Genomic DNA, 15,757 nt, shown 5'->3' on the forward strand with positions numbered 1-15,757 from the left:
ATGACCGTGACCATCAAGCTCGGCCAGTTGGCCGAGTTCCTCGGCGCCACCCTGCGTGGCGACCCGGAGAAGCAAATTACTGGGCTAGCCACTTTGCAAGAGGCTGGCCCAGCTCAGTTGAGCTTTCTGGCAAACCCTCAATACCGCAAATTCCTGGCAGGTTCGCAGGCGGCAGCGCTATTGCTCAAAGAAGCTGATGCTGAAGGCTTTGCCGGAAATGCGCTGGTGGTGCCGGATCCTTATCTGGCCTACGCACGTATCTCGCACTTGTTCGATCCCAAGCCAAAAGCTGTGGCGGGTATCCACCCGTCGGCAGTGATTGCGGATGACGCGGTGGTTGATCCAACCGCCAGCATCGGCCCGTTTGTAGTGATCGAAGCCGGTGCGCGTATCGCTGCTCAAGTGACCTTGGGCGCCCACTGCTTTATCGGCGCGCGCAGTGAAATTGGTGAAGGCGGCTGGCTCGCGCCCCGCGTGACCCTGTATCACGACGTGCGCATCGGCAAACGTGTGGTGATTCAGTCCGGTGCTGTGCTCGGTGGTGAGGGCTTCGGCTTTGCCAACGAGAAGGGCATCTGGCAGAAAATCGCCCAGATCGGTGGCGTGACCATCGGCGACGACGTAGAGATTGGCGTGAATACCGCTATCGACCGCGGCGCGCTGGCCGATACCGTGATCGGCAATGGCGTGAAACTCGATAACCAGATTCAGATCGCGCACAACGTTCAGGTCGGTGATCACACTGCCATGGCCGCGTGTGTCGGGATCTCCGGCAGCACCAAGATCGGCAAGCATTGCATGCTCGCTGGCGGTGTCGGTCTGGTTGGGCACATTGATATTTGCGACAACGTTTTCCTCACCGGGATGACCATGGTGACCCACTCGATTACCGAGCCAGGCGCCTACTCATCCGGTACAGCCATGCAACCGGCGGCCGAATGGCGCAAAAGCGCGGCCCGTATTCGTCAGCTCGATGACATCGCGCGACGTTTGAAACAGCTGGAAAAGCGCGTAGGGGAAGTGACCCCTGACCGCAATGCTTCATCAGATGGCTGATACCATTTCCATATCAAGTGTGCACAGCCTCTAGACTGCCTCCTTGATTTGCTAGAGGAGTGCGCGTCAGTCGCGCTCCCAATCTTTACATAGGCTTCCCCCCGAAATGATGGACATCAACGAGATTCGCGAATACCTGCCTCACCGTTACCCGTTCCTGCTGGTGGATCGGGTGGTGGAACTGGACACTGAAGGCAAGCGCATTCGCGCCTACAAGAATGTCAGCATCAATGAACCGTTCTTCAATGGTCACTTCCCTGCGCATCCAATCATGCCGGGCGTACTGATCATCGAAGCGATGGCTCAGGCTGCCGGGATCCTCGGTTTCAAAATGCTTGATGTGAAGCCTGCCGACGGCACGCTTTACTACTTCGTCGGTTCCGACAAGCTGCGTTTCCGCCAGCCTGTGTTGCCGGGCGACCAGTTGATCCTTGAAGCCAAGTTCCTCAGCTGCAAGCGTCAGATCTGGAAATTCGAATGCCAGGCTTCGGTCGACGGCAAGCCGGTCTGCTCGGCTGAAATCATCTGCGCGGAACGCAAGCTATGAGTTTGATTGACCCTCGCGCAATCATCGATCCGTCGGCCGTTCTGGCTGACGGCGTCGAGGTCGGCCCGTGGTCGATCGTCGGCGCCGGTGTGGAAATCGGCGAGGGTACCGTGATCGGGCCCCATGTAATTCTTAAAGGCCCGACCCGCATCGGTAAGCACAATCGCATCTACCAGTTTTCTTCGGTAGGCGAGGACACGCCCGATCTGAAATACAAAGGTGAAGAAACCCGTCTGGTGATTGGTGACCATAACGTCATCCGCGAAGGCGTGACCATTCACCGTGGCACCGTTCAGGATCGTTCGGAAACGACGCTGGGCGACCACAACCTGATCATGGCCTATGCCCATATCGGTCACGACAGCGTCATCGGCAACAACTGCATTCTGGTCAACAACACCGCGTTGGCTGGCCATGTGCACGTTGATGACTGGGCGATCCTCTCCGGTTTCACCCTCGTACATCAGTATTGCCACATCGGCGCCCACAGCTTTTCCGGCATGGGCACGGCGATCGGCAAGGACGTTCCGGCGTTCGTGACGGTATTCGGCAACCCGGCGGAAGCACGCAGCATGAACTTCGAAGGCATGCGCCGTCGTGGGTTCAGCGAAGACGCGATCCACACCCTGCGTCGCGCCTACAAAACCGTGTACCGCCAAGGCCTGACGGTCGAGCAGGCACTGGCTGAGCTGGCAGAACCGGCGGCGCAATTCCCGGAAGTTGCGATTTTCCGCGACTCGATCCAGTCGTCGACTCGCGGCATCACTCGCTGATCATGGCCAATCTGCGTATTGCGCTGGTGGCGGGTGAGGCTTCCGGCGACATTCTCGGCGCCGGTCTGATGCGCGCCCTCAAGGCACAGCATCCGGCGGTCGAGTTCATCGGCGTCGGTGGCCCGTTGATGCAGGCCGAAGGCCTGACTTCCTACTTTCCCATGGAACGCTTGTCGGTCATGGGCCTGGTAGAAGTGCTCGGGCGTCTGCGTGAGTTGCTCAAGCGCCGCAAGGAGCTGATCGCCACGCTGATCGCCGAGAAACCGGATGTGTTCATCGGCATCGATGCCCCGGATTTCAACCTTAATATCGAATTGAAGCTGCGTCAGGCCGGGATCAAAACCGTGCATTACGTCAGCCCGTCGGTGTGGGCATGGCGGCAGAAACGCGTGTTGAAGATTCGCGAAGGCTGCGATCTGATGCTGACGCTGCTGCCGTTCGAAGCGAAATTCTACGAAGAGAAGGGCGTGCCGGTGCGGTTCGTCGGCCACACGCTGGCCGATGCCATTCCACTGGAGGCTGATCGTGCCGCCGCGCGTGCCGAGTTGGGCTTGCCTGACGGCCCGCTGGTGGCCTTGATGCCCGGCAGCCGTGGCGGCGAAGTGTCTCGACTTGGCGCGCTGTTCCTCGATACCGCCGAGCGCCTGCGCGGAATGCGCCCGGGCGTGCGTTTCGTCATTCCTTGCGCCAATGCAGAGCGTCGCGCGCAGCTTGAAGAGCTGCTCGCCGGCCGCGATCTGCCGGTGACCTTGCTCGACGGCAAATCCCATCTGGCCCTGGCCGCGTGCAACGCCGTGTTGATCGCTTCCGGTACCGCGACCCTTGAAGCGCTGCTGTACAAGCGGCCGATGGTGGTCGCCTATCGCTTGGCACCGCTGACGTTCTGGATTCTCAAGCGCATGGTCAAGAGCCCTTACGTGTCCTTGCCGAACCTGCTCGCCCAGCGTCTGCTGGTGCCAGAATTGTTGCAGGATGATGCGACGGTCGAAGCACTTGCCCAGACCTTGTCGCCGCTGATCGAAGGCGGTGAAGAACAGACGCGCGGTTTCGACGAGATCCACCGCACCCTGCGCCGGGATGCCTCCAATCAGGCGGCGGACGCCGTCCTTAACCTGATCGGTCAAAAACAATGAGCAAGACAAGCATGCAGATGGGCCTGGATTTCACCCTGGTCGCCGAAGTCGACGAACTGGTGGCAGGTGTCGACGAAGTCGGTCGCGGCCCGTTGTGCGGTGCAGTGGTGACGGCGGCGGTGATCCTCGATCCGACCCGGCCGATTCTCGGTCTCAACGACTCGAAGAAGCTCACCGAAGCCAAGCGTGAAAAGCTCTACGACGAGATCATCGAGAAATCCCTGAGTTGGTGCATTGCCCGCGCCGAAGTCGAAGAAATCGACGAACTGAACATCCTTCACGCGACCATGCTCGCCATGCAGCGCGCGGTCGCCGGCCTGCATATTCAGCCGAAGCTGGCGATGATCGACGGCAACCGCTGCCCACACTTGCCGATGCGCGCTGAAGCGGTGGTGCAGGGCGACGGTAAGGTGCCGGCCATTGCTGCCGCGTCGATTCTGGCCAAGGTCAGTCGTGACCGTGAAATGGCTGCGTTTGAATTGATCTACCCGGGTTACGGCATCGGCGGCCATAAAGGCTACCCGACGCCCGTTCATCTGGAAGCCTTGGTACGTCTGGGCCCGACACCGATTCATCGGCGCTCGTTTGCCCCGGTGCGTCTGGCTTACGAAGCGCTGGAAGGCCTGACGCAGGTTTAGTCGCAAGGCTGATGTTTTGTTCGAGGCCCGGTACAATCCGGGCCTTGTTGTCTCTATGTAACTGGACAGGATCACTATGCCGGCTTCATTCGTTCATCTACGCCTGCACACTGAATACTCGCTGGTCGACGGGCTGGTGCGGATCAAGCCGCTGGTCAAGGCGCTGACCGCCATGAACATGCCGGCGGTCGCGGTCACCGACCAGAACAACATGTGTTCCCTGGTCAAATTCTATAAAAACACCATGGGCGCAGGCATCAAGCCGATCTGCGGCGCCGACCTGTGGCTGTCGAACAAAGATCCGGACGCTCCGCTGAGCCGTCTCAGCCTGTTGGTGATGAACGCCAAGGGCTATCGCAACCTCACCGAGTTGATCTCGCGCGGCTTCATCGAAGGCCAGCGCAACGGCATGATCATCATCGAGCGTGAGTGGGTTGCTGAAGCCAACGAAGGCCTGATCATGCTGTCCGCCGCCAAAGAGGGCGAGATCGGCATGGCCCTGATCAGTGGCAACCCGGCTGAAGCCGAGGCCCTGACGCGCGAATGGATGGCGGTGTTCCCGGATCGCTTCTATCTGGAAATCCAGCGCACCAACCGTCCCAACGATGAAGAACAACTGCACGGCGCCGTGGCGCTAGCTGACAAACTCGGCGCGCCGCTGGTGGCGAGCAACGATGTGCGCTTCATCAAGCAGGAAGACTTTGCCGCCCACGAAACCCGCGTCTGCATCGGTGAGGGCCGCGCCCTCGACGATCCGCGTCGTTCGAAGAATTACAGCGATCAGCAATACCTGAAAAGCGCCGAGGAGATGATCGAGCTGTTCAGCGATATTCCCGACGCGATTGAAAACACCGTCGAGATCGCCAAGCGCTGCAACATCGACGTGAAACTGGGCACGCACTTCCTGCCCAACTTCCCGATCCCCGATGGCATGACCATCGACGAATATTTCCGCAAAGTCTCCTTCGACGGTCTCGAAGAGCGATTGGCGGTGCTGCTGCCCAAGGACACCACCGAAGACTACGAAGCCAAGCGTCAGGTCTATGTAGATCGCTTGAATTTCGAGCTGGATATCATCATCCAGATGGGCTTCCCCGGTTACTTCCTGATCGTTATGGACTTTATCCAGTGGGCCAAGAGCAACGGCGTGCCGGTAGGCCCTGGCCGTGGTTCGGGTGCCGGTTCGCTGGTGGCCTACGTGCAGAAGATCACCGACCTCGACCCGCTGGAATACGATCTGCTGTTCGAACGTTTTCTTAACCCGGAACGGGTATCGATGCCCGACTTCGACGTCGACTTCTGCATGGACGGTCGTGACCGCGTGATCGACTACGTGGCCGAGAAATACGGGCGCAACGCGGTAAGCCAGATCATCACTTTCGGTTCCATGGCCGCCAAGGCTGTGGTGCGCGACGTGGCGCGGGTGCAGGGCAAGTCTTACGGTTTGGCGGATCGTCTGTCGAAGATGATTCCGTTCGAAGTCGGCATGACTCTGGAAAAAGCCTACGAGCAGGAAGAAATTCTCCGTGACTTCATCAAGGTCGATGAAGAGGCCGCAGAAATCTGGGAGATGGCGCGCAAGCTCGAAGGCGTGGTGCGTAACGTCGGTAAACACGCCGGTGGTGTGGTTATCGCGCCGACCAAGCTGACTGACTTCTCGCCGATCTATTGCGACGAGGCCGGTGACGGTCTGGTAACCCAGTTCGACAAGGACGACGTTGAAGCCGCCGGTCTGGTGAAGTTCGACTTCCTTGGTCTGCGGACGCTGACGGTCATCGACTGGGCGCTGAAGACCATCAACCGCGACCGCGCCAAGGTCGACGAGCCGCCGCTGGACATCGCGTTCATTCCGCTCGACGACAAACCGACTTACACGCTGTTGCAAAAAGCTGAAACCACCGCGGTGTTCCAGCTTGAATCCCGCGGCATGAAAGAGCTGATCAAAAAGCTCAAGCCCGACTGCCTGGAAGACTTGATCGCACTGGTGGCCCTGTTCCGTCCGGGCCCGCTGCAGTCCGGCATGGTTGATGACTTTATCAACCGTAAGCACGGTCGCGCCGAGCTGGCGTATCCGCACTCCGACTATCAATACGAAGGCCTCAAGCCGGTATTGGCACCGACCTACGGCATCATCCTGTATCAAGAACAGGTGATGCAGATTGCCCAGGTCATGGCCGGTTACACCCTCGGCGGTGCGGACATGCTCCGTCGGGCGATGGGTAAGAAAAAGCCCGAAGAAATGGCCAAGCAGCGCGGCGGTTTTATTGAAGGTTGCAAGACCAACAATATCGAAGCCGACCTTGCCGGTAACATTTTCGACCTGGTGGAAAAATTCGCCGGTTACGGCTTCAACAAGTCTCACTCGGCTGCTTACGGTCTGGTTTCGTACCAGACGGCCTGGCTGAAGACCCACTACCCGGCGCCGTTCATGGCTGCGGTACTGTCGGCGGATATGCACAACACCGACAAGGTCGTGACCTTGATCGAAGAAATTCGCACCATGAAGCTGCGTCTCGACGCGCCGGATGTGAATACTTCGGAGTTCAAGTTCACGGTGAACGACGAAGGCCGCATCATTTATGGCCTCGGCGCGATCAAGGGTGTGGGCGAGGGGCCGGTCGAGGCGATCACTGAGGCGCGCGCGGACGGGCCGTTCAAGGATCTGTTCGATTTCTGCGCCCGCGTCGACCTCAAACGCATCAACAAGCGCACCCTCGACGGTTTGATCCGCAGCGGGGCGCTGGATCGTCTCGGCCCGTTCTTCCATGAAGAGCAAAAGGCTTATCAGGCCAACATCGACCGCAACCGTGCGGTGCTGTTGGCCGCGATGGAAGAGGCGATCAAGTCCGCTGAGCAGACGGCGCGCACTCACGACAGCGGCCACGCCGACCTGTTTGGCGGCTTGTTCGTCGAGGAAGACGCCGACGTTTACGCGGTGCATCGCAAAGCCAAAGAGCTGACCCTCAAGGAACGCCTCAAGGGTGAAAAAGACACCCTGGGCCTGTACCTGACCGGTCACCCGATCGACGAATACGAAGGTGAGATCCGCCGGTTCGCCCGTCAGCGCATCATCGACCTGAAACCGGCCCGCGATACGCAGACCGTGGCCGGGATGATCATTGCCCTGCGCGTGATGAAGAACAAAAAGGGCGACAAGATGGGCTTCATCACCCTTGACGACCGCTCCGGGCGCATCGAGGCGTCGTTGTTTGCCGATGCCTTCCACTCCGCGCAGTCGCTGTTGCAGACCGACGCGATGGTGGTGGTCGAAGGCGAGGTCAGCAACGATGACTTCTCCGGCGGCCTGCGCCTGCGGGTCAAGCGCGTGATGAGCATGGAAGATGCGCGTACCAACCTCGCCGAGAGCCTGCGCCTGAAGCTGCAAACCCAGGATCTGAAAGGCGATCAGCTACGCTGGTTGGGTGATTTGCTCAAGCGCCATCGCGGCGCGTGCCCGGTGACCATGGAGTACACCAGCCCCGATGCGAAGACCTTGCTGCAGTTTGGCGAGACCTGGCGGATCGACCCGGCAGATGCGTTGATTCAAGCACTGCGTGACCAGTTCGGGCGAGACAACGTCTTCCTCCAATACCGTTGACCGGCAAGTGCCCTCATGGCGCTTGCCCGCAACCTGAATTTTTAATCTCGACCTCAGCGCGCCTCTCCCTTAAGGTAGGGCGCGAATAGACAACCGGCCGGCCCAAGCTCATTTGGGACACGACCCAAGACGGACGCCTATGAACCCGAATTTTCTAGATTTCGAACAGCCGATCGCCGACCTGCAAGCCAAGATCGAAGAGTTGCGCTTGGTCGGTAATGACAATTCGCTGAATATCGGCGATGAGATCTCCCGCCTGCAGGACAAGAGCAAAACGCTGACCGAGGACATCTTCGGCAAGCTGACCAGCTGGCAGATCGCACGCCTGGCGCGTCACCCGAAACGCCCGTACACCCTCGACTACATCGAGCACATCTTCACCGAGTTCGACGAACTGCACGGCGACCGTCACTTCTCTGACGACGCTGCGATCGTTGGCGGTATCGCGCGTCTGGAAGACCAGCCGGTGATGATCATCGGTCACCAGAAAGGCCGTGAAGTGCGCGAGAAGGTTCGCCGCAACTTCGGCATGCCGCGTCCGGAAGGCTACCGCAAGGCCTGCCGTCTGATGGAGATGGCCGAGCGTTTCAAAATGCCGATCCTGACCTTCATCGACACCCCGGGTGCCTACCCTGGGATCGACGCTGAAGAGCGCAACCAGAGCGAAGCGATCGCCTGGAACCTGCGTGTGATGTCGCGCCTGAAAACCCCGATCATCGCCACCGTTATTGGTGAGGGTGGTTCCGGCGGTGCACTGGCGATTGGCGTTTGCGATCAGTTGAACATGCTGCAGTACTCGACCTACGCGGTGATCTCGCCGGAAGGTTGCGCATCGATTCTGTGGAAAACCGCCGAAAAAGCGCCGGATGCTGCTGAAGCGATGGGCATCACCGCTGAGCGTCTGAAAGGCCTGGGCATTGTCGACAAGGTGATTGGCGAGCCTCTGGGCGGCGCCCACCGTGATCCGGCGACTGCCGCTGCCTCGATCCGTGCCGAGCTGAGTTCGCAACTGGCGATGCTGAAGAAGTTCGATAACGAAGCGCTGTTGAAGCGCCGTTATGATCGACTGATGAGCTACGGCCTCTAAGTCGAACGCAATACCCCTGTAGGAGTGAGCCTGCTCGCGATGAGGGCGTAACATTCAACCAATGTGTTGGCTGTCACACCGCTATCGCGAGCAGGCTCACTCCTACATTTGTTTTGGGGCAAAGAGTTGAATATGCGCCAGTCCATGATTGATTTGCCGTCCCGGCTGTTGCTGAACCTTGAGCCTTGGCGCAATGCCGCTCATTGGCGTATCGCCTTCTCTGGTGGTCTCGACTCCACCGTCCTGCTGCATCTGCTGGCCTCTCTGGCAAAATCCGAATCCCTCCCGCCGCTAAGCGCTGTCCATATCCATCACGGCCTCCAGGCTGCGGCTGATGCGTGGCCGCAACATTGCCAAGCCGTTTGCGATGCGCTGGGTGTTCTGTTGCTCATCGAGCGGGTTACGGTGCAACCGGGCGCGAGTCTGGAGCGAGCAGCACGGGATGCGCGTTACGCGGTGTTCAGTTCGCTGACGCAGACCAATGATCTGTTGCTGACCGGGCAGCATCGCGATGATCAGGCGGAAACGCTGTTGTTCCGCTTATTGCGCGGCGCCGGTGTACGCGGATTGTCCGCAATGCCGGCGCAGCGGCCAGTGGGGCAGGGCACGCTGGTTCGGCCGCTGCTGGACATCTCCCGCGCCGAACTGGAGGCGTACGCACAGGCTCATCAATTGACCTGGATCGAAGACCCGTCCAATCAGAATCGGCAATTCTCGCGCAACTATCTGCGCCATCAGGTCATGCCGCTGCTGACCGGGCGCTGGCCGCAAGCGCAGGCGAGCATGGCCCGCAGCGCCGCGCATCTGCGTGAGGCGCAGGGGCTGCTCGATGAACTGGCGCAGATCGATCTGGCGCAGGCGAACACCCCGCACGATTTCGAATGGCTGGGTTTGCCGTCGCTGGAACTGGCGCCACTCGCCGCACTGTCCGCCGCGCGCCAACGCAACGCGATCAGCCATTGGCTCGAAGCCTTCACCCAACTGCCGGATAGCGACCATTGGTCGGGTTGGACGGATCTGTGCGAAGCGGCTTCCGATGCTTCGCCTATCTGGCGTCTGGCCAATGGCGAACTGCATCGCAGCGCCGGACGTGTGTGGTGGCTCAGCGGCCACTGGTTGCGCACGCCGATGATCGGCGCCGACTGGCAAGCGCCGTCTTCACCGCTACGCTTGGCCGATAATGGTCGTGTCATGTTCGACGGGCAAAATCCTTGCGGCCCGTTGCGTATCGCCTATCGTCAGGGCGGCGAAGTGATGCATTTGGCGGATCGCGGTCATCGCGATCTCAAACGCCTGCTCAATGAGCGCGCGGTGCCGGGTTTTGTGCGTGGCAGATTGCCGCTGCTGTTTTGCGGCGACGAATTGCTCGCGGTGGCAAACCTGCCGGGGCTTGATGGCAATGGGCAGGACGGCTGGAAATTGCATTGGCAGCCAACAGGCGAAGATCTGGGTTTGAGCTGAAAGGAGCATTCCGGTAGACTACGCTCCCTTCTTGATACAACTTCTGTGGATTCGCCTGAATTGCAGGAGTTGCCGATTACCAAGCAGTCTTTGCTGGGCGATTCCAAAAAATGTGTAGCGAGCAACGTACCGGTGTTTCATCTGCCGGTCTGTCCCAACGCGGCGGTTTTTTTGAAAGGTGCACTGTGATTAATGCAGGTGATCGGGGGCTTCGGCCTTCCTTCGCTTCCCCCGGCGGCTCGGACCGCTTTAACGCAGACTTCTAGGGTTTTTCATGACGCGCTACATATTCGTCACGGGCGGTGTTGTTTCTTCTTTGGGGAAAGGCATTGCATCGGCTTCATTGGCAGCCATCCTGGAGGCGCGGGGACTTAAGGTCACCATGCTGAAGCTGGATCCGTACATCAACGTTGACCCGGGCACCATGAGCCCGTTCCAGCACGGCGAAGTGTTCGTCACCCACGACGGCGCCGAGACCGACCTGGATCTGGGCCACTACGAGCGGTTCATCCGCACGACCATGACCCAGAACAACAACTTCACCACTGGCCGTGTTTACGAACACGTGCTGCGCAAAGAGCGCCGTGGTGATTACCTGGGTGCAACCATCCAGGTGATTCCGCACATCACCGACGAAATCAAGCGCCGCATCATCAAGGGTGCTGGCGACGCTGACGTGGCGATGGTTGAAATCGGTGGCACCGTCGGTGACATCGAGTCGCAACCGTTCCTCGAAGCGATCCGCCAACTGCGTTTCGAAGTCGGCGCCAAGCGCGCGATGCTGATGCACCTGACTTTGGTGCCGTACATCGCCACTGCCGGCGAGACCAAAACCAAGCCAACCCAGCACTCGGTGAAAGAACTGCGTTCGATCGGCCTGCAGCCAGACGTACTGGTGTGCCGTTCCGATCACCCGATCGACATCTCGTCGCGTCGCAAGATCGCTCAGTTCACCAACGTTGAAGAACGTGCGGTGATCGCGCTGGAAGACGCCGATACCATCTACAAGATCCCGGGGATCCTGCACTCGCAGGGTCTGGACGATTTCGTCGTTGAGCGTTTCGGTCTGCAATGCGGCAGCGCTGATCTGTCCGAGTGGGAAGCGGTGGTTGACGCCAAGCTGAACCCGGAACACGAAGTGACCATCGCCATGGTCGGCAAGTACATGGAGCTGCTGGACGCCTACAAGTCGCTGATCGAAGCGATGAGTCATGCCGGCATCAGCAACCGCACCAAGGTCAACCTGCGTTACATCGATTCCGAAGACATCGAAAACCAGGGCACTGCGCTGCTCGAAGGTGTCGACGCGATCCTCGTACCGGGCGGCTTCGGTCTGCGCGGCGTGGAAGGCAAGATCACCGCCGTTCAGTACGCTCGTGAGAACAAGGTTCCGTACCTGGGCATCTGCCTCGGCATGCAAGTGGCGGTCATCGAGTTCGCCCGTAACGTGATGGGCTGGAAAGACGCCAACTCCACCGAGTTCGACCGCGCCAGCGGCCACCCGGTTGTGGGTCTGATCACCGAATGGGAAGACGCGACCGGCGCTGTTGAAGTGCGTACCGAAGCGTCCGATCTGGGCGGCACCATGCGCCTCGGCGCTCAGGAATGCCTGCTTGAAGCCGGCTCCAAGGTGCACGACTGCTACGCCAAGGATGTGATTGTCGAGCGTCACCGTCACCGTTACGAAGTGAACAACAAGCTGCTGCCACAACTGATCGAAGCCGGCCTGAAAATCTCCGGTCGCTCGGCTGACGCAGCGCTGGTTGAAGTGGTAGAAGCGGCCGATCACCCATGGTTTGTTGCTTGCCAGTTCCACCCAGAGTTCACCTCGACACCACGCGATGGCCACCCGCTGTTCAGCGGTTTCGTCAAAGCAGCGTTGGCTCAACACCAGAAGAAGGCGTAACCCGATGGCACAGAAGATCATCCGCGTCGGCGACATCGAGATTGCCAACGACAAACCCATGGTGCTGTTCGGCGGCATGAACGTGCTGGAAAGCCGTGACATGGCCATGCAGGTTTGCGAAGAGTACGTAAAGGTCACCGAAAAACTCGGTATCCCTTACGTGTTCAAGGCCAGTTTCGACAAGGCCAACCGGTCTTCTGTGCATTCGTATCGTGGCCCTGGCCTGGAAGAGGGCATGCGCATCTTCCAGGACATCAAACAAGCCTTCGGCGTACCGATCATCACCGACGTCCACGAGCCTGATCAGGCCGCGGTCGTCGCTGAGGTCTGCGACATCATTCAACTGCCGGCCTTCCTGTCGCGCCAGACCGATCTGGTCGTCGCGATGGCCAAGACCAACGCAGTGATCAATATCAAGAAAGCCCAGTTCCTCGCGCCTCAGGAAATGAAACACATCCTGAGCAAGTGCGTGGAAGCGGGTAATGACCAACTGATCCTCTGCGAGCGTGGTTCGAGCTTCGGCTACAACAACCTCGTGGTCGACATGCTCGGCTTCGGCATCATGAAGCAGTTCGAGTACCCGGTTTTCTTCGACGTGACCCACGCGCTGCAAATGCCAGGCGGTCGTTCCGACTCCGCTGGCGGTCGCCGTGCGCAGGTTCTGGATTTGGCCAAGGCGGGCATGAGCCAGTCGCTGGCGGGTCTGTTCCTCGAAGCACATCCGGATCCGGACAACGCCAAATGCGACGGCCCTTGCGCCTTGCGTCTGGACAAACTGGAGCCATTTCTGGCCCAGCTCAAAGCTTTGGACGAACTGGTGAAGAGTTTTCCGACGGTAGAAACCGCGTAACACTCAATTCTCCGGTAAAGTACCGCACGATTTGTCGCACATGCCCTCGGGCATGTGCGTTGTCGTCTGCAAGCTGCCCGCTGCACACCACTTGCCGACGGTAAAAAGATTTCCTCTAGCTGCGTCGTTTTCGTCAACTTTGGAGTGTTTACAACAATGGCAAAAATCGTCGACATCAAAGGTCGTGAAGTTCTCGACTCCCGTGGCAATCCCACCGTGGAAGCGGACGTGCTTCTCGACAACGGCATCATCGGCAGCGCTTGCGCGCCGTCCGGTGCATCCACTGGCTCGCGTGAAGCGCTCGAGCTGCGTGATGGCGACAAGAGCCGTTATCTGGGCAAAGGCGTACTGAAAGCAGTCGCCAACATCAACGGCCCGATCCGCGATCTGCTGCTGGGCACCGACCCAAGCGACCAGAAAGCGCTGGATCACGCGATGATCAAGCTCGACGGTACCGAAAACAAAGCGACCCTGGGCGCCAACGCCATCCTCGCCGTGTCCCTGGCTGCGGCCAAGGCTGCTGCACAGGATCAGGATCTGCCGTTGTACGCACACATCGCCAACCTGAACGGCACTCCGGGTGTTTACTCGATGCCGGTGCCGATGATGAACATCATCAACGGTGGCGAGCACGCCGATAACAACGTCGACATCCAGGAATTCATGGTACAGCCGGTTGGCGCCAAGTCTTTCTCGGAAGGTCTGCGCATGGGCACCGAGATTTTCCATCACTTGAAAGCTGTGCTGAAGGCCCGTGGCCTGAGCACTGCCGTTGGCGACGAAGGCGGTTTCGCACCGAACCTGGCCTCCAACGAAGACGCGCTGAAAGTGATCTCCGAAGCGGTGGCCAACGCCGGTTACAAGCTGGGCACTGACGTGACCCTGGCGCTGGACTGCGCGGCGAGCGAATTCTACGAAGACGGCAAGTACAACCTGTCCGGCGAAGGCCAGGTGTTCACCGCTGAAGGTTTCGCTGATTACCTGAAGGGCCTGACCGAACGTTATCCGATCATCTCGATCGAAGACGGTCTGGACGAGTCCGACTGGGCTGGCTGGAAAATCCTCACCGACAAGATCGGCGAGAAGGTGCAACTGGTGGGCGACGACCTGTTCGTGACCAACACCAAGATCCTGAAAGAGGGTATCGATAAAAACATCGCCAACTCGATCCTGATCAAGTTCAACCAGATCGGCACTCTGACCGAAACGCTGGAAGCCATCCAGATGGCTAAGGCTGCCGGTTACACTGCAGTGATCTCGCACCGTTCGGGCGAAACCGAAGATTCGACCATCGCCGACCTGGCTGTGGGCACCTCGGCTGGCCAGATCAAAACCGGTTCGCTGTGCCGTTCCGACCGCGTTTCCAAGTACAACCAACTGCTGCGTATCGAAGAGCAGTTGAATGGCAAAGCCAAGTACAACGGTCGCTCCGAGTTTCGCGGTTAAGCCGTAGATGGTAAAAAGACACCGGATTGTGTCGGAAAAGTCGTGACAGCGATGGATTTGCCACTAATCTGATGCCTTATATGCACAAGCCTGGATCTTCCAGGCTTCGTGCTATCAGATGCTTCAAAGTTTTGGCATGGCTGTCTTTTTTCACTGGATACCTGATATTCGATGCGCAGTCCCTACTGGTTGTTTCTCGTTTTGCTCTTGCTGCTGGCCGGTCTGCAGTACCGCCTGTGGGTGGGCAATGGCAGTCTGGCGCAAGTCGCCGAGCTGAATCAGCAGATTGCTGATCAACACGCCGAGAACGAAGCCCTGCTGGAGCGCAATCGGGTGATGGACGCTGAAGTCAGCGAGCTGAAGAAAGGCATGGAGACCGTTGAAGAACGCGCTCGCCATGAGTTGGGCATGGTCAAGGACGGCGAAACCCTTTACCAGTTGGCCCAATGATCAATTCCCTGCCGGCCTTCTGGGCCGTGATTCCTGCCGCGGGCGTCGGTGCCCGAATGGCCGCGGATCGTCCCAAGCAATACCTGCAACTGGGCGGACGCACAATTCTCGAACACAGCCTCGGCTGTTTCCTCGATCACCCAAGCCTGCAAGGGTTGGTGGTCAGTCTTGCTGTTGATGATCCTTACTGGCCGAACCTGGCGTGCGCAAGCGACTCGCGAATTCAGCGGGTTGACGGCGGGGCCGAGCGATCGGCTTCGGTGCTCAATGCCTTGCTGCACTTGCATGCGCAGGGTGCCGATGATGACGATTGGGTGCTGGTGCACGATGCGGCGCGGCCGAATCTGAGTCGCGATGATCTCGACAAGTTACTTGCTGAACTGATGGATGACCCGGTCGGCGGTTTGCTCGCCGTGCCGGCACGCGACACGTTGAAGCGGGTCGACAAGCACGGTCGTGTGCTTGAAACCGTCGATCGCAGCGTGATCTGGCAAGCGTATACGCCGCAGATGTTTCGCCTCGGTGCGTTGCATCGGGCGCTGGCGGACAGCCTGGTCGCGGATGCCGTGATCACTGACGAAGCGTCAGCGATGGAGTGGGCGGGGCTGAAACCGCGACTGATCGAAGGGCGCGCGGATAACCTCAAGGTGACGCGGCCGGAAGATCTGGAGTGGTTGCGCCAGCGTTGGGCGAATCGCCGCTGAGATCATCGGTGCCTGTCAGATTGCCTTCGCGAGCAGGCTCGCTCCCACATTTGATTTGTGCCGGCCCCACGTTTTGCCTCCACTGAAAATCCCCTGTGGGAGCGAGCC

Annotated in this window: 13 protein-coding genes; all 13 read left to right on the plus strand. The window is 59.4% G+C overall.

The window, feature by feature from the left end; genetic code table 11:
- The 13 genes from lpxD to ispD all read left to right on the plus strand — a co-directional run bounded on the left by lpxD (position 1) and on the right by ispD (position 15,649).
- Complete coding sequence (lpxD, locus tag QMX93_RS02905; protein ID WP_282352474.1) at positions 1–1,056, plus strand: UDP-3-O-(3-hydroxymyristoyl)glucosamine N-acyltransferase; 1,056 nt, start codon at positions 1–3, stop codon at positions 1,054–1,056.
- Positions 1,057–1,162: 106 nt separating this feature from the next.
- Positions 1,163–1,603, plus strand: coding sequence for a 3-hydroxyacyl-ACP dehydratase FabZ (gene fabZ, locus QMX93_RS02910; protein ID WP_053117635.1), 441 nt, complete (start codon positions 1,163–1,165; stop codon positions 1,601–1,603).
- Positions 1,600–2,376 (plus strand): acyl-ACP--UDP-N-acetylglucosamine O-acyltransferase, encoded by a 777-nt coding sequence (lpxA, locus tag QMX93_RS02915; protein ID WP_159813095.1) that lies wholly within the window; start codon positions 1,600–1,602, stop codon positions 2,374–2,376. Before fabZ ends, lpxA begins: the two co-directional genes overlap by 4 nt.
- Positions 2,377–2,378: 2 nt before the next feature.
- On the plus strand, positions 2,379–3,509 hold the full coding sequence (gene lpxB / locus QMX93_RS02920; protein WP_282352477.1) for a lipid-A-disaccharide synthase: 1,131 nt from the start codon (positions 2,379–2,381) through the stop codon (positions 3,507–3,509).
- A gap of 11 nt (positions 3,510–3,520) precedes the next feature.
- Complete coding sequence (gene rnhB / locus QMX93_RS02925) at positions 3,521–4,147, plus strand: ribonuclease HII (RefSeq protein WP_282352514.1); 627 nt, start codon at positions 3,521–3,523, stop codon at positions 4,145–4,147.
- A 76-nt stretch (positions 4,148–4,223) separates the two neighbouring features.
- Entirely contained in the window at positions 4,224–7,745 is a 3,522-nt protein-coding gene (gene dnaE, locus QMX93_RS02930; RefSeq protein WP_053117642.1) for a DNA polymerase III subunit alpha, read from the plus strand.
- Positions 7,746–7,884: 139 nt separating this feature from the next.
- On the plus strand, positions 7,885–8,832 hold the full coding sequence (locus tag QMX93_RS02935; protein ID WP_053117644.1) for an acetyl-CoA carboxylase carboxyltransferase subunit alpha: 948 nt from the start codon (positions 7,885–7,887) through the stop codon (positions 8,830–8,832).
- 132 nt (positions 8,833–8,964) lie between these two features.
- Positions 8,965–10,293, plus strand: a complete 1,329-nt coding sequence (gene tilS, locus QMX93_RS02940; protein WP_282352481.1) for a tRNA lysidine(34) synthetase TilS — start codon at positions 8,965–8,967, stop codon at positions 10,291–10,293.
- 274 nt (positions 10,294–10,567) lie between these two features.
- On the plus strand, positions 10,568–12,199 hold the full coding sequence (locus tag QMX93_RS02945) for a CTP synthase (protein ID WP_053117648.1): 1,632 nt from the start codon (positions 10,568–10,570) through the stop codon (positions 12,197–12,199).
- A 4-nt stretch (positions 12,200–12,203) separates the two neighbouring features.
- Positions 12,204–13,049, plus strand: a complete 846-nt coding sequence (kdsA, locus tag QMX93_RS02950; RefSeq protein ID WP_008081720.1) for a 3-deoxy-8-phosphooctulonate synthase — start codon at positions 12,204–12,206, stop codon at positions 13,047–13,049.
- A gap of 156 nt (positions 13,050–13,205) precedes the next feature.
- Positions 13,206–14,495: a phosphopyruvate hydratase gene (gene eno / locus QMX93_RS02955; protein WP_007908839.1), complete on the plus strand. Its 1,290-nt coding sequence runs from the start codon at positions 13,206–13,208 to the stop codon at positions 14,493–14,495.
- 171 nt (positions 14,496–14,666) lie between these two features.
- Positions 14,667–14,945, plus strand: coding sequence for a cell division protein FtsB (gene ftsB / locus QMX93_RS02960; protein ID WP_003222158.1), 279 nt, complete (start codon positions 14,667–14,669; stop codon positions 14,943–14,945).
- Positions 14,942–15,649 carry a 2-C-methyl-D-erythritol 4-phosphate cytidylyltransferase gene (gene ispD, locus QMX93_RS02965; RefSeq protein WP_053117650.1) on the plus strand — a complete coding sequence of 236 codons (708 nt, stop codon included), beginning with the start codon at positions 14,942–14,944 and terminating at the stop codon, positions 15,647–15,649. The genes ftsB and ispD overlap by 4 nt, the downstream gene beginning before the upstream one ends.
- Positions 15,650–15,757 lie beyond the last annotated feature (108 nt).

The sequence above is a fragment of the Pseudomonas sp. PS01303 genome, assembly GCF_029959385.1.
Classification (GTDB): Bacteria; Pseudomonadota; Gammaproteobacteria; order Pseudomonadales; family Pseudomonadaceae; genus Aquipseudomonas; species Aquipseudomonas rustica.